Origin of the sequence: Halogeometricum sp. S3BR5-2, from assembly GCF_031624635.1 — an archaeon.
GTDB lineage: Archaea > Halobacteriota > Halobacteria > Halobacteriales > Haloferacaceae > Halogeometricum > Halogeometricum luteum.
Genome location: NZ_JAMQOQ010000001.1, coordinates 1,212,101 through 1,232,946 on the forward strand (window position 1 = coordinate 1,212,101; position 20,846 = coordinate 1,232,946).

General features: G+C 71.0%; 23 protein-coding genes and 1 tRNA gene. 7 read left to right on the top strand and 17 right to left on the bottom strand.

Features of this window, described 5'->3' with window-relative positions; translation table 11 throughout:
- Positions 1–65 precede the first annotated feature (65 nt).
- Entirely contained in the window at positions 66–2,012 is a 1,947-nt protein-coding gene (locus NDI79_RS06265; RefSeq protein ID WP_310927582.1) for an asparagine synthase-related protein, read from the top strand.
- A gap of 94 nt (positions 2,013–2,106) precedes the next feature.
- Here the strand turns inward: NDI79_RS06265 and NDI79_RS06270 are convergent, their stop codons facing one another.
- From NDI79_RS06270 to NDI79_RS06325, 12 genes are all read right to left on the bottom strand, one after another.
- Positions 2,107–3,426: a cobyrinic acid a,c-diamide synthase CobB gene (locus NDI79_RS06270; protein WP_310927642.1), complete on the bottom strand. Its 1,320-nt coding sequence runs from the start codon at positions 3,424–3,426 to the stop codon at positions 2,107–2,109.
- A gap of 62 nt (positions 3,427–3,488) precedes the next feature.
- Positions 3,489–4,238, bottom strand: coding sequence for an adenosylcobinamide amidohydrolase (locus NDI79_RS06275; RefSeq protein ID WP_310927583.1), 750 nt, complete (start codon positions 4,236–4,238; stop codon positions 3,489–3,491).
- Positions 4,235–5,245: an aminotransferase class I/II-fold pyridoxal phosphate-dependent enzyme gene (locus NDI79_RS06280; protein ID WP_310927584.1), complete on the bottom strand. Its 1,011-nt coding sequence runs from the start codon at positions 5,243–5,245 to the stop codon at positions 4,235–4,237. Before NDI79_RS06280 ends, NDI79_RS06275 begins: the two co-directional genes overlap by 4 nt.
- Positions 5,235–6,245 carry a nicotinate-nucleotide--dimethylbenzimidazole phosphoribosyltransferase gene (locus NDI79_RS06285; RefSeq protein WP_310927585.1) on the bottom strand — a complete coding sequence of 337 codons (1,011 nt, stop codon included), beginning with the start codon at positions 6,243–6,245 and terminating at the stop codon, positions 5,235–5,237. Before NDI79_RS06285 ends, NDI79_RS06280 begins: the two co-directional genes overlap by 11 nt.
- The gene (locus NDI79_RS06290; protein WP_310927643.1) at positions 6,236–6,796 is read right to left on the bottom strand and encodes an NTP transferase domain-containing protein; all 561 of its coding nucleotides are present in this window, start codon (positions 6,794–6,796) and stop codon (positions 6,236–6,238) included. Before NDI79_RS06290 ends, NDI79_RS06285 begins: the two co-directional genes overlap by 10 nt.
- Positions 6,796–7,566 carry an adenosylcobinamide-GDP ribazoletransferase gene (gene cobS / locus NDI79_RS06295; protein WP_310927587.1) on the bottom strand — a complete coding sequence of 257 codons (771 nt, stop codon included), beginning with the start codon at positions 7,564–7,566 and terminating at the stop codon, positions 6,796–6,798. Before cobS ends, NDI79_RS06290 begins: the two co-directional genes overlap by 1 nt.
- Entirely contained in the window at positions 7,557–8,501 is a 945-nt protein-coding gene (cbiB, locus tag NDI79_RS06300) for an adenosylcobinamide-phosphate synthase CbiB (protein WP_310927588.1), read from the bottom strand. Before cbiB ends, cobS begins: the two co-directional genes overlap by 10 nt.
- A 3-nt stretch (positions 8,502–8,504) precedes the next feature.
- Positions 8,505–9,155, bottom strand: a complete 651-nt coding sequence (locus NDI79_RS06305; RefSeq protein WP_310927589.1) for an HAD family hydrolase — start codon at positions 9,153–9,155, stop codon at positions 8,505–8,507.
- 107 nt (positions 9,156–9,262) lie between these two features.
- A complete protein-coding gene (locus NDI79_RS06310; protein WP_310927590.1) occupies positions 9,263–10,204 on the bottom strand; it encodes a DNA-3-methyladenine glycosylase family protein in 942 nt (313 codons plus the stop codon).
- Between the two features lie 99 nt (positions 10,205–10,303).
- A complete protein-coding gene (locus NDI79_RS06315; protein WP_310927591.1) occupies positions 10,304–11,503 on the bottom strand; it encodes a M24 family metallopeptidase in 1,200 nt (399 codons plus the stop codon).
- A 99-nt stretch (positions 11,504–11,602) separates the two neighbouring features.
- Entirely contained in the window at positions 11,603–12,043 is a 441-nt protein-coding gene (locus NDI79_RS06320) for a DUF5789 family protein (RefSeq protein WP_310927592.1), read from the bottom strand.
- Positions 12,044–12,114: 71 nt separating this feature from the next.
- Positions 12,115–13,104 (bottom strand): aldo/keto reductase, encoded by a 990-nt coding sequence (locus NDI79_RS06325; RefSeq protein WP_310927593.1) that lies wholly within the window; start codon positions 13,102–13,104, stop codon positions 12,115–12,117.
- A 118-nt stretch (positions 13,105–13,222) separates the two neighbouring features.
- On the opposite strand from NDI79_RS06325, the gene NDI79_RS06330 reads away from it, so the two are divergent.
- Complete coding sequence (locus NDI79_RS06330; RefSeq protein ID WP_310927594.1) at positions 13,223–14,251, top strand: AI-2E family transporter; 1,029 nt, start codon at positions 13,223–13,225, stop codon at positions 14,249–14,251.
- Between the two features lie 82 nt (positions 14,252–14,333).
- Here NDI79_RS06330 and NDI79_RS06335 read toward each other — a convergent pair.
- Positions 14,334–14,407: transfer RNA gene (locus tag NDI79_RS06335), tRNA-Tyr, on the bottom strand.
- A 108-nt stretch (positions 14,408–14,515) separates the two neighbouring features.
- On the opposite strand from NDI79_RS06335, the gene NDI79_RS06340 reads away from it, so the two are divergent.
- The 3 genes from NDI79_RS06340 to ftsZ all read left to right on the top strand — a co-directional run bounded on the left by NDI79_RS06340 (position 14,516) and on the right by ftsZ (position 16,741).
- The gene (locus NDI79_RS06340) at positions 14,516–15,130 is read left to right on the top strand and encodes a double zinc ribbon domain-containing protein (RefSeq protein ID WP_310927595.1); all 615 of its coding nucleotides are present in this window, start codon (positions 14,516–14,518) and stop codon (positions 15,128–15,130) included.
- Between the two features lie 209 nt (positions 15,131–15,339).
- Positions 15,340–15,519 (top strand): ribbon-helix-helix domain-containing protein, encoded by a 180-nt coding sequence (locus tag NDI79_RS06345; protein WP_310927596.1) that lies wholly within the window; start codon positions 15,340–15,342, stop codon positions 15,517–15,519.
- Positions 15,520–15,523: 4 nt separating this feature from the next.
- The gene (gene ftsZ / locus NDI79_RS06350; RefSeq protein WP_310927597.1) at positions 15,524–16,741 is read left to right on the top strand and encodes a cell division protein FtsZ; all 1,218 of its coding nucleotides are present in this window, start codon (positions 15,524–15,526) and stop codon (positions 16,739–16,741) included.
- A 108-nt stretch (positions 16,742–16,849) separates the two neighbouring features.
- On the opposite strand, the gene ncsA is transcribed toward ftsZ, so the two are convergent.
- Complete coding sequence (gene ncsA / locus NDI79_RS06355) at positions 16,850–17,815, bottom strand: tRNA 2-thiolation protein NcsA (RefSeq protein ID WP_310927598.1); 966 nt, start codon at positions 17,813–17,815, stop codon at positions 16,850–16,852.
- Between the two features lie 108 nt (positions 17,816–17,923).
- Here ncsA and NDI79_RS06360 point away from each other — a divergent pair, with 108 nt between their 5' ends.
- Positions 17,924–18,568 (top strand): DUF7095 family protein, encoded by a 645-nt coding sequence (locus NDI79_RS06360; RefSeq protein WP_310927599.1) that lies wholly within the window; start codon positions 17,924–17,926, stop codon positions 18,566–18,568.
- 34 nt (positions 18,569–18,602) lie between these two features.
- On the opposite strand, the gene NDI79_RS06365 is transcribed toward NDI79_RS06360, so the two are convergent.
- The gene (locus NDI79_RS06365) at positions 18,603–18,767 is read right to left on the bottom strand and encodes a DUF8143 family protein (protein WP_310927600.1); all 165 of its coding nucleotides are present in this window, start codon (positions 18,765–18,767) and stop codon (positions 18,603–18,605) included.
- A gap of 127 nt (positions 18,768–18,894) precedes the next feature.
- Between NDI79_RS06365 and NDI79_RS06370 the strand changes: the two genes are divergently transcribed.
- A complete protein-coding gene (locus NDI79_RS06370; protein WP_310927601.1) occupies positions 18,895–19,119 on the top strand; it encodes a zinc ribbon domain-containing protein in 225 nt (74 codons plus the stop codon).
- 36 nt (positions 19,120–19,155) lie between these two features.
- On the opposite strand, the gene NDI79_RS06375 is transcribed toward NDI79_RS06370, so the two are convergent.
- Both NDI79_RS06375 and NDI79_RS06380 read right to left on the bottom strand, forming a co-directional pair.
- A complete protein-coding gene (locus NDI79_RS06375; RefSeq protein ID WP_310927602.1) occupies positions 19,156–19,959 on the bottom strand; it encodes a class I SAM-dependent methyltransferase in 804 nt (267 codons plus the stop codon).
- Between the two features lie 56 nt (positions 19,960–20,015).
- Positions 20,016–20,723, bottom strand: a complete 708-nt coding sequence (locus NDI79_RS06380; protein ID WP_310927644.1) for an endonuclease/exonuclease/phosphatase family protein — start codon at positions 20,721–20,723, stop codon at positions 20,016–20,018.
- Positions 20,724–20,846 lie beyond the last annotated feature (123 nt).

Sequence of the window (20,846 nt, forward strand, 5' to 3'; positions counted from 1 at the left end):
CAGCACCACTCCCCCGACCCGACTCCCGCCGCGTCGCTCGAAGACCAACACGCACCCATCCGACGATGACAGGAATCTGTGGCGTCCTCGGCTCGCGCGACCACGCTATCGACGAGATGCGAGACGACCTCTCGTGGACGGGCGAGGAGCAGCGCGGACAGTTCGCCGACGAAGGCATCGCCGTCGGCTGGTCGGCCCACCCCGGCGCCGAGAACGAACAGCCCGCGGAGACGGACGACGGGACGTTCGTGTGGGCGTACGGGAACGTCTGGGGGTACGAATCACCCGACGGCGACGGCTACCAGCCGCGCTCGTCGGACGACGCGGCGACCATCGCGGAGTTCTGCGCCCGGCGGTACGAGGCCGACGGCGAGGAGTTCGCCGCGGGGCTGAACGGGTCGTTCGTCGTCGTCGTCTACGACAGCGACGAACGCGAGGCCCTCGTCGTCACCGACCGCCTCGGCACCCGCCCGGTGTACCGCGTCCGCCCGGACGAGGGGACGTTCGTCTTCTCGACGCAGATGCAGTCGCTGCCCGTCCGCCCGGACGTCGACGCGGAGTTCGACGTGGAGTACTTGGCCGAGTACTTCACGCTCGGCGCCGTCGGCGGCGTGCGGACGCCCTTTACGGGCGTCGAGGAACTGCTCCCGTCGTCGGTCACGACCGTCGACCTCGACGCGGGCACCGTCGACACCGAACGCTACTGGCGGCCGCGCTACGACCCTGTCGACGAGCCGTTCTCGTCGTTCGCCGAGCGGTTCGTCGACCGGTTCGAGACGGTGCTCGAAGAGCGACTCGACCCCGACCTGACGTACGGGCTGCTGCTCAGCGGCGGCAGCGACTCGCGGGCCATCCTCGCCGGCGCCGACCCGGACATCGACCTGCGCACCTACCACACCGCCGGGTGGCTGAACCGCGAGGCGCAGGTCGCAGAGCAGGTGGCGTTCGCGGCGGACCGCGAGTTCCACCTGCTGCGGCGCGACCGAGACAACCACCCGCGGATGCTCGAGTCGACGCCCAAGCAGATGAACTTCCACGGCCGGTTCAGCGAGGCGCACATCACGGAGTTCGGCGACCGCATCCGCGACGAGGTGGACGTGCTCATCTCGGGGCTGGGCGCCGATACGCTGTTCAGAGAGCACGCCTTCCCGTCGCCGCGCATCCAGTTGGGTCCGCTCGGAGAGTTCGACCTCCCGATGGCCAAGCGGACGACGAGCGTGCGCAAGCACATCGAACGCCGCGCGAAGCCGCTCCCGGAGTATCTGGAGTGCTCCTCGGACCTCACCGAGATACTCGAACGGAACATCGTCTCGAACGACGGCGTCGACCACCACGGGGTGAACTACCGGTCGGTGCGCGAACTCGTCTTCTTCGACGACTTCTACCCGTTCTCGAACAAGTCCGACTACTTCTTCCACGCGCTGAACGGGATGGTCTCGCACTGGAGCCCCTTCTTCGACAACCGCCTCGTCGAACTGGCGCTGGAACTCCCGATGCGTCACCGGATGCGGCGGAACGTCATCGACGCGACGACGGTGGCGCTGGACGAGGACCTCGCGCGGGTGCCGCACGCGTCGACGGGCGTCCCGCTCACGAAGTCGTTCCCCACCCAGTTCCTCCTGCACCACGCGAACGCGTTCTCCCGCAAACACCTCTCGCCGGACCGCTCGCCCGAACCGTACATGTCGGACAAGCCGTGGACGAACTCCACGGAACTGCTCCGCACGCACGACTTCGCCCAGAAGAAACTCCGCGAGCGGGCCCCCGTGATGGACGCACTGCCGTTCATCGACCGCGAGGCGGCGACGCGGGTCTATCAGGACCACCTGAACGGCGGCGAACACACGTACGTGCTGTACACGCTGCTGTCGTTCCTCCAGATGCCCGCGGTCCAGCGGATGGCGCTGGGGTCCGACGCCGAGACCGAATCCGACGCGTCGGAATCGGAATCGACCCCGGCGTCCGACTCGGAGGAGCGCGCGGAACGAGAGACGCAGACGAAACCGAACTGACAACTGACACCGACGCCGTCGAGTCACCGGTCGTTTCGGCTATCGTCGCTCCCGCTGTCGTCGCTCCCGCTGACTTGCTCCGTTCTCCTCGCAGTCACTCCGCCGCCGCGTCGAGGAACGCGTCGAAGGCGCCCGACTCGGCGTGGAAGTGCGCGTACGTCCCGAGCGTCCGGTACTCCTCGACGCCGTCGTTCGCGCCGTCGACGCCGGCGCCGCGGACCACCTCGAACGCGAAGCGCGCGTCGGAGTCGGCCGTCGCCGCCGAGTAGTGGAACTCGTGACCGCGGAGCGACTCCCCCGCGGGGGCGAGAAGCGAGTCCCGGCGCGCCCGATAGCCCACGTGGTCGAGGGCGACCGGTCCGTCCGTCATCCGCGTCGAGACGGGCAGGACGCCCGCCATCGCGTGCTCCTCGCCGTCCTCGGTCGTGAGCGTCTCGCCGAGGGCCATCAGTCCGCCGCACTCCCCGAAGACGGGCAGACCCTCCGCCGCGCGTTCCGCGAGCGTCGACAGCGCCGGCGATGTGGCGAGGTCCGCGGCGTGGTTCTCGGGGTAGCCGCCGGGGAGGTAGACGGCGTCGCAGTCCGGCAGGTCGTCGCCCGCGGCGGGCGCGAACGTCTCGACCGTCGCCCGTTCGGCGAGTCGCTCCCGAACCGAGGGATAGACGAACCGGAAGGCGTCGTCCGCGGCGACGGCGACGGTCAGGTCGGCGGGGTCGGCCGGGCCGGCGGGTCGCTCCGGCGGCGCGTCCACCCGCGGGCGGCGCGCCAGCGAGAGCAGTTCGCCCGCGTCGACGTGGCGGGCAGCGGCGTCGAGGGCCTCGCTCTCGACGGGCGATTCGCTCCCCGAGTGCAGACCGAGGTGTCTGTCGGGGATATCGAGACCGTCCAGCGGCGGCGTCCGACCGACGTAGTGCATCTCCTCGGGGATGGCGTTCCGGATTCCCTCCTCGTGTCTGCCGCCGTGCGCGCGGGCGGCGAGGAGGCCCACCACGTCCACGTCGTAGTCCATCCGGTCGGCGTAGGCGCGAAAGCCCAACGCCGTCGCCGCGACGCTCTCCATCCCGGCCGTCGCGTCGACGACGAGGACGACCGGCAGGTCGAGGTCCGCGGCGACGGCGGCGGTGCTCACGTCGCCGTCGTACAGCCCCATCATCCCCTCGACGACGCAGACGTCGCCGTGGTCGGCCCCGCGCGCGTACGTTCGCTCGAGGCCGTCCTCGCCCGTCATCCACGGGTCGAGCGTCCGCGAGGGGCGCCCCAGCGACGCGGCGTGGTGGCTCGGGTCGATGAAGTCGGGGCCGGCCTTCGCCGCGACGGGCGTCCGGCCGGCGCGTTCGAGGGCGCGGCAGGCGGCCAGCGTCGCCACGGTCTTGCCGACGCTCGATGCGGTCCCGGCGAGGACGAACCCCGGCAGGTCCGCGGGGACCGGTGTCTCGCTCATGGCGGTCCCCTCGGCGCGTCCGGGATAAAAGCTTCTCAGTCGTTCTCGCTCCCGAGAATCTCGGAGACCGACGCCCGCTCGTCGGTGACGACGCCGTACTCGGCCGCGGCGACGGAAGCGGGTATCCCCCCGTCGCCGTCGTACCGCGAACCGAGCGACGCGCAGAGGGCGTCGCGGACGCAGGCGCGGGCCGCCGACCCGACGAGGGTGGCGCTTCCGGAGTACGCCGCCGCCTCGCCCGCGGGGTCGCAGGCGGCGACGACGGCGTCCGTCGTCGTCCCCGGAAAGCCCGTCCGCGAGAGGAGCGTCGCCGCCTTCGCCTCGGCGGCGACGGCGACGAGGTTGGCGAGGGCGCCCGCGCCGAGGGCGCGCGTCGTACCGACGAGGACGTTCACCGTACCGGTACGGGGTTCCTCGCCGTCCGCCGCGCTCCGGTGGGTCGCGGACTCGTTGCCGTCCACGGGAAGCGCCGCCGGGTTCGACACGCCCGCGGTGACGACGGCCTCGACGGGGCCGAGGCGGGCGCGGCGGGCGTGCCGCATCGAGACGCCCGTGAGGAGCGTCGGCCCCGACTCCTCGAATCCGGCCTCGTCGAGGCGGCGTTCGACGTAGCCGTCGACGTCCGTCTCCGCCCAGCCTTCGGGGACGCTCACGTTGTAGGCGACGGGACCGGTCGAACGGCCGCCGGCGTGTCCGGTCGAGAGCCACCGCGTCTCGGGTCGCCGGAGCCGACAGACATCGTCGCGGACGACCGACTCGAAGACGGCGTCCTCGGCGCCGGTCATGCGAACTCCGAGAGCGCCTCGACGAGGGCGTCGTTCTCCTCGGGGAGGCGGACGGCCACCCGAACGTGCGAGTCGAGCGTCGGGAACGTCCGCGCGTCGCGCAGGGCGAACCCGCGCTCTCTGGCGTGTGCGAGGAGGGCGTCCACGTCCCCGTCCACGCCGAGAAGCAGGAACGGCGCGTCGGAGGGGTACACCTCGAACTCGGGTTCGAGGCGGTCGCGCATCCGCGCTCGCTCCGCGCCGACGCGCGCCTTCGTCTCCTCGACGAACGCCGACTGCCGCATGCAGTAGGCGCCGACGCCGGCCGCGGGCACCGAGAGCCCCCACGTCGGCCGCGCGGCGTCGAGTCTGTCCCCGAGTCCGCCCGTCGCGACGGCGAACCCCGCGCGGAGGCCGGGGAGGCCGAACATCTTCGTCAGCGACCGAGCGACGACGGCGCCGGGTTCGCCCGCGAGGCTCGGGCGGTCGGTGAAATCGAGGAACGCCTCGTCGACGACGAGGGCGGTGTCGGCCGCGCGGCAGTCGGCCAGATACGCGCGCAGGGCCTCCGGGTCGGCCGCCTCGCCGGTCGGGTTGTTCGGCGTGCAGACGACGGCGGCGGCGTACTCGGCCGGGTCCGCTTCCAGAATCTCGTCGTGGGCGACGGCGACGGGCGTCGCTCCCTGCAGGCGAATCTCGCGGTCGTACTCGCCGAAACTCGGTTCGGGGACGAGCACGCTGTCGCCGGGGGCGACGGTGACGCCGAACGCGAGGCGGAGGGCGGCCAACCCGCCGGCCGTCGGGACCACCTCGCCCGGGTCGCAGTCGACGTAGTCGGCGGCCGCGGCGCGGTAGTCGGCGTAGCCGTCGTCGGGGTAGCGCGTCGCCGGGCCGAACGCGGCGTCGTAGGTGGCGGCGGCGCCGGGCGGCCGCCTCGGGTTCGTGTTCGCGCTGAAATCGACGACGCCGTCGTCGCCGTCGCCGCCGTGAGGCACCCGCGAGACGTCCGCCGCCGAGTCAGGGTCCATCGTCCGAGCGCAGGCGGGCCAGCACGTCAAGTGTGGCGGTGGTCACCTCGTCCAAGCGCCCGGCGCGTTCCGCGAGGTGGAGGGCGCCGCCCATCGCCGCCCCCTCCTTGGCGACGCCGTCGGCGTAGGCCGAGAGGGGGCCGGGGTCGGACGCGGCGAACCCGTCGCCGCCGCCGAACCCGGGGTCGGTCACGACGAGGTCCACGTCGTGCGCCGCCGTCGCGTCCGCCAGTTCCGGCACGTCGTCCGCGAGGTACGAGGTGGTCGCCAGCGTCAGCGGTCCGACGACGCCCGCGTGGCGGACGAGGGCGGCGACGGCGAGCATCTGCGTGCCGCCGCCGAGAATCACCTCGGTCTCTCCCTCCAAAGTCCCCGCGACGAGTCCGCTCGCGACCGCCAGCACGGGGTCGCCCACGAACCGCACGGCGAGTTCGGGCGTGTGGGCGGCCTGTCCCGGCGCTATCTCGGAGGACTCGAACGCCTCCCCGACGACGCGCTCTTTCAGTTCGACGGGGTTCTCCGGCAGCGACGAGGAGGTGGGCCACTCCTCGCCGAGGGCGCGGAGGACGGCCAGCGCCGTCGTCGTTCCCCCCGGTATCGTCTCGCCGACGACGAGTTCCTCGTCGGGGAGCGACCGGCCGAACTGCCGGGCGGCGGCGAACGCGCCGGGCGCGGTCTGCACCGGGTCGGCCTCGCCGATGTCGCGGCCGGGGGCGGCGCCCACGGAGACGGTCGGCGCGCCCGTCGGCCGGGCGAGGCCGCCGTCGACGACGGTGGCGTCGAAGCCGAGCAGTTCGCGGACGGCGCGGGTGACCGCTGCCGGCGTCGGACAGCCGTCGGGGCTGACGGGCGTGACGGGCGCGCGGACGGTGTCGCCGTAGGTCAGAATCTCGGCGTCGGCGCTCGGGGTGTGCACCAGCAGGTCCCGCGTCGCGCCCGCGGCGCTCAGCCCCTCCCGTTCGGCCGTGCGGGTCGTCCCCGCGACGAGCATCAATCGCACATCTCCTCCGCACGTTCGAGGTCCGACGGTCGGTTCACGTTCACCGCGAGGCGGTCGTCGCACGTCAACTGCACGGTGTCCTCCCCGCCGGCGACGACGTTCAGCCCCGTCGGCGCGAGTTCCTCGCCCTCCCGTTCGAACGTCGTGTCCGCGGAGACGCCGAGGCGGCGCTTCAGGTCGGCGGGGACGCAGACGGTGACAGAGCGCGGACACCCCCCGCCGCCGAGGCTCTCCACAATCGCGCCGTCCACCTGTTCGGACGCGAGGAGCGGCAGGTCCGCTGCGACGGTGACGACCGGCTCTCCGACCGAATCGAGCGCGGCGGTCAAGTCGGAGACGTAGCCCTCGCCGGGCGTCTCGACCGCTGATAATCCCATCTCGCGGACGTGCTCTGCGGTCGCGGGCGCGGCGGGCGAGACGGCCGCGTGGACCGTCTCGGCGTCGCTCTCCCGAAGCGCCGCGGCGACGCGTTCGACCATCGGGACGCCGCGGACGGGAACCAAGGGTTTCTCGACCGCGCCGCCGAGGCGGGTGCCCCGCCCGCCGCACATCAGAAGAGCGTCCACGCCACCACCCCCGCGTGGACGCCGACGGCGCGTCCGAGTTCGTTCGCCGCGCCGAGTACGTCGCCGCTGACACCTCCGAGATGGTTCTCCCCCCAGCGGCCGACGAGGAACGCCGTCGCGACGGGCGCGAGCGCCGCGGCGACGACGCCCGCGGCGCCGAGGGCGGGCGCGACGAGGAGCAAGGGGAGGAGGGCGACGGCGCAGGGGAGCAGGTTCGACGCGTCGTTGACATCGATGAGCGCCGCCCCCATCCCCTCGTGGGCGCTCTCGCCGGTGCAGACCAGCGTCGCCATCCCCGTCTTCGCGCCGACTTCGGCCGCGAGGGCGAGGGCGAACGCGGTTCGCGGGAGCGTGCCGGCGACGCCGAGGGCGCCGAGACCCAGCGTGACGAGACAGAGGCAGAGCGCCAGCGCGCCGCCGACGCCCGTCTGGGAGTCCTTGAGCACCGACAGCCGACGGTCGGCGTCGCCGTGGACGGCCGCGGCGTCGCCCACGTCCGCGAGGCCGTCGGCGTGCGTGACGCCCGTGAGGAGGTACAGGGTGGCGAGGTACAGCGCCGCCGCCGTCGGCACCGGGAGCGGAAGCAGCAGGGGAAGTGCGGCGAGGGCGCCCACGAGGTAGCCGACGACCGTGAACGCCAGCGGCGCCCGCCGGAACGCCTCCCACGACGCCTCGTCGCTGCCGACGGGGAGACGGGTGAGGAAGGCGACGCCGCCGCGGAGGGCCGCCGGGAGGGGAATCGAGGTCAGACCCACGCGACCACCCCCGCGAGGGCGAACGCGAGCAGTCCCGCGCGGTTCGTCACCCGGAGGGCGCGCGTCGCGTCGGCCGGCGTCGGCAGGGGCGTGCCCGCCGCGTCCGACGCCGGGTCGAGGTCGTAGACGCCCGGTTTGACGAGTCGCGCGGGGAGGACGGCCGCCATCGTCGCCATCGGCCACCCGGAGTTCGGAGACGGCGGCCGCCGCGCGAGCGTTCGGACGCGGGCGGAGAGCGGCAGAGCGAACCGGAAGACCGAAGCGGCGAGGAGCACGGCCGAGAGTCGGGCCGGGAGCCACATGACGGCGTCGTCGAGGCGGGCGGGCGCCCGGCCGAGGGGGTTCGAGCGGTAGCCGAACATCGAGTCGAGGGTGTTGACGCCCTTCACCCACGCGGCCGCCGCCGCGGCGAGGGGGAGCGAGACGGGCGCGCAGACGGCGAACCCGAGAAGCGGGGCGACCAGGCCGTCCGCGAGGTTCTCCGCGACGCTCTCGACGGCCGCCGAGCGGACGTGCGCGGCGTCCAGCGCCGAGGCGTCGCGGCCGGCGAGGGCGCGCAACTCGCGTCGGGCGGTTTCGAGGTCCGAGTCGGCCGCGAGCGTCACGTCGCGGGCGGCGTCCAGCAGCATCCGGAGGCTGGTCGTCGAGAACAGCAGGAGGCCGGCGAGGGCGGCGGCGACCCACGTGGAGAGGAATCCCCCCGCGGCGACGACGGCGCCGGCGACGGCGGCGAAGGCGAGGGGAGCGAGAAGCGCGAGGAGGGCGCCGCGGAGTTGCGGATGCGACGGCGACTGCGGGTTCGACTCCGAGGAAGGGTCCAGACGGGAGAGGAGGCGACCGAGGAGGGCGACGGGGTGGACGCGCGCCGGCGGTTCGGCGAACGCCGCGTCGAGGCCGGCGGCGAGTGCGACGGCGAGGGCGGCGCTCGCGGGCACGGCTCACGCCTCCGAGACGAACTCCGAGAGCGGGCCGCCGCGGCGGAGGGCGTCCGCGAACGCCTCGAAATCGGTCTCGGTCGCGTCGACGAAGCGGCCGCCGACGCCGGAGACGCCGCCGTCGGCGTACCGGTTGTCGCCGACGTGGACGAGCGTCTCGGGGGCGACGTCGAGGCGGCCGGCGAGCGTCTCGAACGCCCGCGGGTCGGGTTTGCGCCACCCGCAGGCGACGCTGGACACCGTCGCGCCGAACGCGTCGCGGTCGACGTCCGAGCGGATGAGCGTCCGCGCGACGAGTTCGGGGACCGAGCAGTTCGAAAAGAGGCCGACCGAGCCGCGTTCGGCGGCGGCCGCCACGGCGGCGGCGGCGCCGGGGCGCGTCCGAACGTCGGGGTCGAAAGCGGCGACGACGGCGCGGCGCGCGGCGTTCGCGGGGGCGTCGACGCCGCGGGAGCGGAGGGCGGCCGAGACGTGTGCGGGGAGGGGGACTTCCGCCCCCTCCGGCGCGTCGATGTGAACCTCGGCGTACGCGTCCGCCCAGTCGTCGGGGACGGCGACGCCCCTGTCGCGGAGTTCGGCCGCGACGGCCGCCGCGGGGTCGGCCGGCCGGGCCGCGTCGACGAGCGTGCCGAACAGGTCGAACGAGACTGCCACTACCAGTTAGTTAGCGAAATCGGACTTGAAGCTGCCGGACGGGGGTCGGATGGGAGACGGGCGGGGAAGCGGAACGGACGGCGGTGGCGGCCCGGCGAGGCCGACGCTCAGCCGCCGTCGATGAGCGACCGGACGTGCAGGTAGTGCGCCCAGTACCCCCGGTACTCCCCGTAGGGCTCCGCGAGGCGTCGAACCGTCTCCTCGGTGGGGTCTTCGACGCCGTACGCATCGCCGACGAGCGAACCGAGGCGGGCGGCCGTCGTCGGCAGCACCGACGTCCGACCGAACCCGCGGAACGCCACGAACGCGGCGGCGCGCGGACCGAACCCCCGGAGCGACGCGAGTCGCTCCCGCAGGTCGTCCGTCCCGAGTTCGCGCAGGTCGGACTCCGACTCGGCGAACAGTTCGGCGGCGGCGAGTATCGCCCCCGCGTCGTCGCGGGTCCCGTCGCCGGACAGCCTCTCTCGCTTTCGGTCCCCGGTGGAACCGTCGACGGCGGCCCGCGCGGCGTCGGGGTTCGCTCGGACCGTCCGGGCCGTCGGGAACAGCGACACCGGTTCCCCGTCCACGACGGCGACGCGCCCGAGTTCGCGCACGAGCGAATCTCGGCGGGCGGCGGCGACGGGGGTGGTCGCCCGCCGGGAGAGCGCCGCCCAGCAGGCCGCCTCGAACGGCGTCGGGAAGCGGACGTGGTGGTAGCCGCGGAGGTCGGCCGCGACGGGCGCGAACGCCTCGTCGTCCGCCGCGGCCTCGTACAGGGGCATGGTGTTCTCCGACAGTGACAGGAACGAATCGAGGTGGGCGGCGACGGCCGACCCGTCGCCGCGGCCGTCGAGCCAATCGACGTGGACGCGGACGACGTCCGGTCCGTCCGGCGCGAGGTGCGCGACGAACGGTTCGGGCGCGAACCCGCCGGTCACGACCCCGCCGCGAGGGGTACACCGCCCGCTCGCGAGAGGTGCGGAGCGGTCGAGGACCGACGCCGAGCGGGCGAACGCGAACGGCGGTTCGGCCGGAAGCGCGAGCGTCGTGTCCGCGGTGAGCGACATGGCAGACGGTGGGTCGCCATCACGTATGAACCTCGGCAAAGGGCGCGGCGGAAGTGAAAGTGAAGCGGGCGGCTCGGGCGCCGCGGGGTGCCGCGCTTCTCACCTGATTACGTTCGACTCCAAGTCGCGCGGGAAGTTCGTGAGCGTCTCCGTGCCGGTGTCCGTGACCGCGACGGTGTCGGAGTGGCGGTAGCCCGCCTCCTCGGTGTAGAGGCCGGGTTCGATGGTGTAGACGTGCCCCGGCGCCATCGTCGCGTCCGACTCGGTGAGGTCGGTGTGCTCGGAGGCGCAGTGGTCGCCCCACCCGGTGTCGATGTACGGCGGTTCGTGGCCGCCGAGACCGATGTTGTGTCCGACGTGGTGCTGTGCGAGGTCCGCGACCCCGTGCTCCTCGAAGTACGCGGTCACCTCGTCGTCGACGTACGCGAGTTCGACGCCGGGGCCGAGGGCGTCGATGGCGACGGTCTGCGCCTCCAGCATGAGTTCGAAGTAGTGTTCGTCCTCGGCGGTGTAGTCGCCGACGAACATCGTGCGTTCGAGTTCGGAGTGATACCCGTCGACGTTGGCCGAGGCGCCCGTGACGAGCACGTCGCCCTCCGAGAGGCGCTCGTTCGGCGTGTGACCGTGCGGGAGCGCCGTCTCGCGGCCGCTGATGTAACCCGCGTGCACGGGGCCGCTCCCGCGGACGCGCGCGGCGTAGCGGTCGCCGAGCGTGTCGAGCATCGCGCGCGAGGCGTCCGTCGAGGCGCGCTGAGAGACGGTCGCGGGGTGGGCGCCGACCTCGGTGTAGTCGGCGAGGTAGCGGTGCCCGAGGTTGGCCCACTTGGCCGACTCGCGGATGAGGTCCACCTCCGAATCTGTCTTCTCCCAGCGCATCCGCGTCACCCACCCCTGCGTCTCCACGTCGACGAACTCCGAGAGCGGCGGGCCTTGGTACCCCATCGTCCCCGACGCGCCGTCGCTGTCGGCGACGACGGCGCCGACGTTTCGCTCCCCGAGCATCTCGGCGACGGTGCGAATCGGGTCGCCCCCGGGGTAGTCGAAGTAGTGGTGGACGCCGTCGATTCGGGGGTTCTCCCGCACGCGTTCGACCTCCAGTCGGGGCACCGTTATCTCCGCGCGGTCGTCCGTCACCGCGAGGGCGACGGGGCGTTCGGTCGGGACGTGGTGGAATCCGGTGAGGTACTCGATGCTCGTCGCGCCGAACCAGACGGCGGCGTCGGCGTCGGTGTCGGCCAGTCGGCCGCGGACCGCGTCGAGTCGGGCCGCGTACTCCGCGGCGGGAAGAGTCGTCGCCATGTGAGAGAGGCCGGTCGCCGTCCCCTTGATACCTGAGGAGGCGGCCAGTCGGACATCGGCGTCGGACGCCGGAGTCGAGAAAGAGGTCGGGCGCTCGGACTACCGCTCTTCGGGCGGGTCGCGTCGCTCGGTGTCGTCGTCCGCCGCCACGTCGTCCATGATGGCCTCGCCGTCGACGTCGTTGCGGGCGCTGCCCTCCTCGGCGCGGTCCACGGCGCCCAGGTCGCGTTCCTCGTTGTACTCCTCGGCGCCGCCGGCCTCGCCGGTCACGGCGCCGTAGACGGCCTCGCGGACCTCCTCGGCGCTGTCGTACTCCTCCTCGTCGTCGAGGCGGTCGAACACCGACCCGAGCGACTCCGTCTCGTTCGGCATGTCGATGGGGTGGTCGCCGTACTCCTCGGCGAGTTCCTCCGAGCGGACGGGGAACTTCTGTTCGTCGCGCACGAGCGACTCCGTCTCATCGAGGATGTTCTCGACGCTCTCGGCGCGCGCGCTCTTGCGGTCCGACACACGGTCGAGGTCGCGTTCGTCGCTCGGCATGGGTCGAGATAGGGTCGCTGCGCCCAAAGGCGTGACGGGCGGGCGGTCGTCCGGTCTCCCGGACCGACCGCTCACCAGCGGTGGTGGACGTGCTCGCGCACGGAGTCGTCGTACACGTCCTCGGCGCGCCGGTGGCGGTCGACCGACAGCGACGGCAGCGACGACGCCCCGACGTTGTCCGCGATGTGGTCGGGGTCGAGCGACCCGGGGATGATGGTCGTCACCGCGTCGTGGTCGAGAATCCAGCGGAGCGTGAACTGCGCCATCGTCGCGTTCTCCGGGACGGCGGCTTCGAGTTCGTCGGCCGCCTCGACGCCCGTCTCGAACGGGACGCCCGCGAACGTCTCGCCCACGTCGAACGCCTCGCCCTCCCGGTTGTAGTTTCGGTGGTCCTCCTCGGGGAACTCCGCGTCCGCGTCGAACGCGCCCGCGAGGAGGCCCGACGCGAGGGGGACGCGGACGATGACACCCACGTTCCGCTTCTCGGCCTCGCGCAGGAACCGTTCGGCGGGTCGCTGGCGGAACGGGTTGAAGATGATCTGCACCGACTCGACGCCGGGATACTCGATGGCTTTCAACCCCTGTTCGACCTTCTCGACGCTGACGCCGTAGTGGGCGAGTTTGCCCGCCTCGCACAGGTCCGACAGCGCCTCGAACGTTTCTGGGGTGTAGTACGTCTCCCACGGCGGGCAGTGCAGTTGCAGGAGGTCGAGCGTCTCGACGCCGAGTTTCTCGCGGCTCCGGTCGACGAAGCGTTCGAGGTTGTCGGCGTCGTAGCCGTCGGCCTCGTGCGGGTCGAGGCGGCGGCCCGCCTTCGTCGCCACGGTCACCTCGTCCCACGCGTCGCGTTCGTCGAGCACCTCGCCGACGAGTCGTTCGCTCCGGCCGTCGCCGTACACGTCGGCGGTGTCGAGGAAGTCGACGCCCTCGTCGAGGGCGGCGCGAATCGCCTCGCGTCCCTCCTCGTCGGTGAGTTCCCCCCAGTCGCCGCCGAGTTGCCACGTTCCGAGTCCGATCTCCGTCACGTCGAAACCGGTGGTTCCGAGCGTTCGTCTGTCCATGTACCGACGCCGGGCGGAGCGAGTGTAAGTGTGGGGCAAAGCGGCAGAACGGTCGCCCGCCCGGACCGTCGACGCGGGCCGCACGCATCTTTAGGCGGCGAGGGCGCGAACCCCGGTCATGAACGAAGGAGACAGCTCGTCATCACGTTCGTTCCTGCAGGTCCTGCTGGCGGTCCTCGGGACGCTCACCGTCGTCCTCGTGGTCCCGTTCCTCCAGGCCGTCCTCCTCGGGGGACTGATGGCGTATCTCGTCGCCCCCGTCAACGATAGGCTCTCGCGCCGACTGGGGGCCACCGCCGGCGCGGCCGCGACGATGCTCGCGACCACCGTCGTCGTCCTCGCGCCGCTTCTCTTCGTCCTCGCCGTCGCGGTCGATCAGGCGGTGGCGCTCGCGCGCGGCGCCGAACTGCCGGACGTGGCGGCTCTCGAATCGTTTCTCTCCGAGCGGTTCGGGACGAGCGTCCCCGGCGCCGAGATGCTCGTCGAACCGCTCGGAAACGCGGTCGAAGCCGGCCTCCGGGGACTCGTGGGGAGCGTCGGCGGCATCCTCGGCGGCGTCTCGACGGTCCTCGTGGGAGCGGTCATCTTCCTGTTCGCCTTCTTCGTCCTCCTGCGGGACGGCGACCGGTTCGTCGCCTGGATCCGAGCGGTCACCCCGCTCGACGCGGCGACGACGGACGAACTGTTCGCGCGCACGGACGACCTCCTCTGGGCCGCCGTGGTCGGCAACGTCGTCGTCGCCGGGTTGCAGGCGATACTGACCGTCGTCGGGTTCGCCGTCGTCGGGTTCGACAACGTCGTCTTCTGGGGCGTCGCCACGTTCCTCCTGTCGCTCCTGCCCGTCATCGGCGCCTCCATCGTCTGGATTCCGGCCGTGGGGTACCTGCTCTTCGTGGGGAACGTCCCGGCGGCGGTCGGTCTCTTCCTGTACGGCTCGTTCGTCATCAGCGGGTCCGACAACGTCGTCAGACCCATGGCCATGCGCCGCGGCGCGCGTCTCAACTCCGGCGTCCTCGTCCTCAGCATCTTCGGGGGCGTTGCCGTCTTCGGGTTCCTCGGCATCTTCGTCGGCCCCGTCGTCTTCGGGTTGACGAAGACTGTCATCGAACTCCTGGCCGAGGAACGGGCCGACCCTCGGGGCTCGTAGGTCGCGAGAGCGGTCGCTTCGCTCTCGCTGCTCAGGTCGGGTCGGGGGACGATATCACCGCTCACGTCGTTCGCAGGAACAGTCCGCTCTCCCCGATTTGAACGGGGGACAAGCCGATCTACAGTCGGCTGCTCTGCCAGGCTGAGCTAAGAGCGGGCATCCGACCGTAGCCCGTCGCCCGTTTTAACCGTTGCCAATCGGCGCCGATGCCGAGCGTCAGACGTGTGGGAAGATTAAAATAGAGCCGTGAGAATGAATACCTCGATGAGCAAGATAACGTTCCGCGCCGACGAGGAACTCGTCGAGCGCATGGAGGGTCTCGACACCTCCAAGAGCGAGGCGATGCGCGACGCGCTTCGTCTCTACCTCGACGGCGCGGAGCGTTCGGCGGAGGCGGAAACGGAGGCGAAGACGACGGGAGACGCCCCCCCGTCGGACGCCGAGTCCGCCGTCGACGACGCCCTCCGCGCTCGGGTCGACGAACTGGTCAGAGAGCGCGTCGACGCGGTGCTGGCCGAGCGACTCGCCGTCGGACGGACGCCCTCGCCCGGCGGGGCGCAGGACGTAAACGTCAACATCACCGTCGACGGTGCGGCCGCCGAGACGCCCGCAAACGCACCCGAGAACGCCTCTCCCGACGAGACGCCCGAACGTAAGACACCGGGGGCGAACCCGTCTCCCGACGCCGACGCGCGCGGGAAGTCCTGCGAGAAGTGCGGCGAGGCGCTGGACGCCGAGGACGTGTACTGCGCGAACTGCGGGGAGAAGGCGACGCACCGCGTTTTCTGCGAGTGCGGCGACGAGGTGCGCTCGGACTGGGCGTTCTGTCCCGGATGCGGTCGTCGGACGTCGGCGGCCGACGTACTCGACCGGTACTGAGCCTCTACCGGGCGTATACGGGGCAATCGGGCGTATTGTCTTACACACGTCCGTTACATTTATATCACACCGGTTTGTGGTAACTGTCGCGTAAGACGGTTGTCTTACACCGCCGGTCGGACGGACGGAGGTCGCTTCTGTCCGTCGATTTCGGTGTGTAAGACGCTCGCACGAGACGTGCGCGCCGTCTTACCGGGGGAATGCACAAAATGGAGCGTGTGACACTACGAATTCCGAAGCAGCAGATCGAAGAAGTCGAACGCATGGTCGAGACCGGGGAGTTCCCGAACCGGTCCGAGGCGATCCGATCCGCCGTGCGTGAGATGTTGAACGAACAACAGGTCGAGAACCGGGAATCGTCGACCAAGCGCAGCTGGGCCAAGGTGTAAGACGATGCAGGATATCGTCAGAGAGGCCATGGAGCGCGACGAGGCCGAAAAGCAGGAGGCCGCGGAGCGGTCGGACGACGACGAGTTCGGGAACCCCCGAATCGTCATCGTCGGCTGCGGCGGTGCCGGCAACAACACCGTCAACCGCCTCTACAACATCGGCGTCGACGGCGCCGAGACGGTGGCCATCAACACCGACAAACAGCACCTGAAGATGATCGAAGCCGACACGAAGATTCTGGTCGGCAAATCCCTCACGCAGGGACTCGGTGCTGGCGGCGACCCCTCGATGGGCGAACGCGCCACGGAGATGGCGCAGGGTACCGTCAAGGAAGTGCTCGGCAACGCGGACCTCGTGTTCGTCACGGCCGGCATGGGCGGCGGCACCGGCACCGGCGCCGCGCCCGTCGTCTCGAAGATAGCCAAAGAGCAGGGCGCTATCGTCGTCGGCATGGTCTCGACCCCGTTCAACGTCGAGCGCGCGCGGACGGTCAAAGCCGAGGAAGGGTTGGAGAAACTCCGCAACGAGGCGGACTCCATCATCGTCCTCGACAACAACCGCCTGCTCGACTACGTGCCCAACCTCCCCATCGGGAAGGCGTTCTCCGTGATGGACCAGATCATCGCGGAGACGGTCAAGGGCATCTCCGAGACCATCACCCAGCCGTCGCTCATCAACCTCGACTACGCCGACATGTCCACCATCATGAATCAGGGCGGCGTCGCGGTGATGCTCGTCGGCGAGACGCAGGACAAGAACAAGACCCAGGAGGTGGTGAGCGACGCGATGAACCACCCGCTTCTCGACGTGGACTACCGCGGCGCGTCCGGCGGACTCGTCCACATCACGGGCGGTCCCGACCTGACGCTGAAAGAGGCCGAGGGCATCGCCGACAACATCACCGAACGGCTCGAAGCCTCCGCGAACGTCATCTGGGGCGCTCGCATCCAGGACGAGTACAAGGGGAAAGTCCGCGTCATGGCCATCATGACGGGCGTCCAGTCCGCGCAGGTGCTCGGACCGTCGACGCAGAAACAGGCGGACAAGTCCCGACAGAGTATCGAAGGCGGTTCGCAGTTCGACGCGAGCAGCAACGGACGCGCGCAGTCTCAGTCCCAGTCGCAGTCTCAACAGGGTCGCTCTTCGGTCAACGGGTCGTGGCAGTCGGACGGCGGCCGCGACCAGTCGGAACGCAAGAACGGTCTCGACGTCATCCGCTAGATTCAGAGACCCGCACGGGCGGTTTCCGCTCGCCGTATCGTCTCCTTTCCGTTTTTCACGCCCCCGAGTCGCGACGCGCGTTTCCGGGTGTTCGTTCCGTTGCTCGAATCAGACGGCTCGAATCGACTCCAGCAGTCGGCACTTCCGGCAGACGTCCCGCGCCGTCGTCGACCCGCAGCGCTCGCAGTCGTTGAGGTCCGCGTCGTCTGCGCTCCGGTAGCGGTCGGCCGCCAGCCCCGCCATCTCCTCGTAGCCCGACATGATGGAGTGTCGGGTGCCGGGGTGGCGGTCCTCCAAGTCGAGCATCAGTTCCTGTATCTCCCCGCGGAACGCCTCGGAGGCGTGCGGGCACTCGGTGATGTGCGCGGGGAGGTCCTTCAGGTGGGCGTAGAGGGCGACTTCCTTCTCGGGGATGTCGCGGAGCGGTTTCGCCCGCGGGACGAACTCCTCCGTCGGGTTGCGCTCGTCGAACGGGCCGAGGCTGGCGTCGAAGTGCTTGGCCATCTGCTCGACGTCGCCCTCGAGGACGTTCATCAGCGCCGTCTCCGCCTCGTCGTCGAGGTTGTGCCCCGTGAGCATCTTGTCCGCGCCGAACTCCTCGGCGTAATTCTCCAGGAGGTCCCGGCGAAAGACGCCGCAGTAGGCGCAGGGGGCCATGTTCTCGGGGTCCTCTTCGGCCACGTCGTCCATGCGGACGCCGAACTCCTCCTCGTAGGTGACGAGTTCGTGCCGCATCTGCAACTCCTCGGCGAGTTCGACGCAGGCGTCGACGCTCTCGTCGCGGTAGCCCTCGATGCCCTCGTGGATGGTCAGCGCCGTCATCTCGATGCGCGGGTCCTTGGCGAACGTGTCGTCGAGGATGTGGGTGAGCACGACGCTGTCCTTCCCGCCGGAGAGGCCGATGACCCAGTGTTCGGGGTCCTCGGGCGTCGCGTCGCGCGGGACCAAGCTATCTTTCCGAATCCGGCCGCGGACGCGTTTCTCCACCGAGGCGCAGAAGTGGTTCTCGCAGAGGTGGGCCCCCGAGTACCCCGCGTGCATCACCGCGTCCCGGCCGCACTTGTCGCACTCCATCACCGCACGGTAACCCGCCGGGACGAATACGGGTTTCGCTGTCCGTTCGGGCAGGAAAGGAGAGGCGCGCGTCGAAACCCGTTTGTCTCCCGGCGTCCGACACCGGGTATGGAACGCGCCCGCGCCGTCGACCGAGTCGAGGCCGTTCTCGACGCCGTCGAGTCCGAACCGATGCCCGTGCCCGTCCGCGAGGTGTGGGTGTACGGCGACGTCGCCCTCGGCCTCGACCCGGTGGAGCGACTGGACGTGTACGTCACGAAGGACCTCCTGATGCGCAGCGATTCGGAGGCCACGGAGGCGTTCGAGCGCTCGCACGGGGTGAAGGGCGTCGGCAAGAGCGTCTCCGCGGAGTGGGCGGAGGCCCACCCCGAGCACCTCCGTGCGAACGGCAACGGCTACGCGGCCCCGGAGAAGTGTCTGGCCGCCCACCTGCTTCCCGAGGACGACCCCGTCCATCTCGAAGTCTGTAACGCCTCCTTCGACGACAACGTCACCCAGCGACTGAAGGGCGCGATGGCCCGCGACGCCTACGAGCAGATTCTCGACCCGCGCGGCGTCTGCCTGTACGCCGAGGGGCGGCGCTCGGAGTCGGCGCTGGAGAAACTCCGCGAGGGGGACCTCGTCTTCCCGACGCTGTCGGAGGCGCTGACGATGCTCGGGATGGACGACGAGGAGGCGGGGACGGCCGCCGACGCCGTCCGCGAGTACCGCGCCGCGCAGACGGGCGCGACGGTGCGCGGCGACGTGGTCTGACGCCGTCGGACGCGCGCGACGGCGACGGACTCGACTACCGCCGGTCGCGCCGCGACTCCTCTTTCGCCATCCGTTCGGCCTCGGCGCGGTCCATCGTCTCCGGGTCGCTCGTCTCGCGGTCGATGAGCACGTAGAGTCCGACCGTGCCGCCGACAGCGAGGAGGACGAACAGGACGAAGAACAGGGAACCTGCTGGCATGCCTCTCGATGGAGTCGACGGAGACGTATTCCTTACCACGTGAGCGTCGCCGCTGTCACGGCTGTCACGACGGACAGGTGATTGTCCCGGTAAACTACAGGCCGTGACCCGGTCAGTCTCGAACGCGATGAACCACGAACCCCGCGACGCGCGCGACGGCGACCGCGGATGCCCCAAGTGCGGCGGCACCGAGACGGAGATGGACAGCATCGCGACCAGCGGCACCGGCCTCTCGAAGTTCTTCGACGTGCAGAATCGAAGCTTCACGGTCGTCACCTGCGCGAACTGCGGCTACTCGGAGCTGTATCGAAAACAGTCCAGCGGCAACCTCGTCGACCTGTTCTTGGGCTGAGCAGGGCCGAGGTTCCCGCTCCCGTCGACGACGCTCTCAGTCGGGGACGCGACCGACCACCACGTCGAACGGGACGACCTCGGCCCGACGGTACCGCTCCTCACGCATCTGTTCGACCACCGACCGGCCCATCTCGCGCCAGTCGCGTCTGAGGGCGTCGTACTCGGCGTCCGACAGCGTCCGCCGGAGTTCGGTCTCGTGGGATGCCAGTCCCGCGCCGTTGGCCTTGCGGGCGGCGTCCTCCAGGTCGAGTTCGTCGTACGGCGGTTCGGTCACCTTCCGGTGGAAGTGCCGGCGCGTCCGCACGTCGCGGAGACCGGCCGACTCGAAGAGGTCGGGCAGTCGGTCGCCGAGGGCGACGTCCGTCCGCACGCCCTCCATGTACGACTCGCGCACCGAGCGTTCGAGGGCGACTTCCGCGGAGACGGTCGATTCGACGCCGACCGCCGCGTTGTCGGGTTCGACGGCGGCGACGAGGTCCGAGGAAACGCGGGCGAAGGAGCCGAGGGCCTCCGTCGGGTCGGGGAGGTTCACGAGGAGGGCCTGACAGACGACGAGGTCGAAGGCGTCGTCGACGAACGGGAGTCGGGTCGCGTCGCCCGCGACGGTCGAAAGGCCCGTCTCCCGGCGCGCGACGCCGAGGAGGTCGGTGTCGGCGTCGGCGCAGACCACCTCGCCGGGCGTCTCCGCGTCGAGCACCCGGGAGAGTTCGCCGGTGCCGCATCCGACGTCGAGGACGCGCCTCCGGTCGGCCAACGAGAGGTCCGCGAGGGCCTCGCGGGACTCCGCCCACATGCCGTCGCGCGTCCGCCGGAGGTACTCGGGCGAGAACTTCCGCACGGTCGGCGTTGCCCGCCGACCGACAAAAGCGGTCCGGGTCGCGGCCGTCTCTCCGATTACTCCCGGCGGTCGCGTCGCCGGAGGAGTTCGGCCGCGCCGCCGAGGACGCCGACGAGACCCGCGAGCGGTCCGAATCCGGGCGCGTCGGTCGCCGTCTCGGATTCGGATTCGCCGTCCGCGGCGGCGCCGCCGGCCTCGGTGTTCGTCGCCGCGTCCGACGACCCGTTCGGGGGGTCGGCGAACGTCTCCGTCGACCGCTGAGTCGGGGGCGTCCCGGTGCCGGGCGCGCCCGCACCCCCGCTATCGCCGTCGCCGGACTCGACCGTCCCCGCGTCGGGGTCGGACGGAGACGCCGTCGCCGGCGTCTCGGTCTCCGCCGCCTCCGTCGCCTCCGCCGTCGCACCCGCCCGAAGCGTCGTCACGACGCCCGCGTGGTCGGATGGCCACAGCGTCCGCGACTCGCCGTCGACGCTGGTCGTCAGGCGACTCTCGGCGTCGGCGCCGACCACCCGCGCGTCGGTCGGAGTCAGGCCGCTTCCGACGAGGACGTGGTCGACTCGTTCGTCCATCGACCCCGGCCCGTCCAGCGTCGACGCCCGGCAGCAGGTATACCCCTCTCCGTCGCGGGTCGACGCCCACGCGTCGGTTCGGCCGTCGGCGAGCGTCTCGTAGGCGCCGCCCTCGAACTCGGGGCCGTCGTTCAAGTCGCCGAGCAGTATCGTGGAGTCGGCGACCGATTCGAGGTCCGACAGCGCGGCGGCTATAGTAACCGGTAGAACTTTTTACTCAGAGATAGTTGCAGTAGCTAGTGAATCATCTCGACGAGATCTCCGTCGAGGAATTGCAAGACGCTCTCGACAACGTGGACGGAAAGAAGCCGACACAAC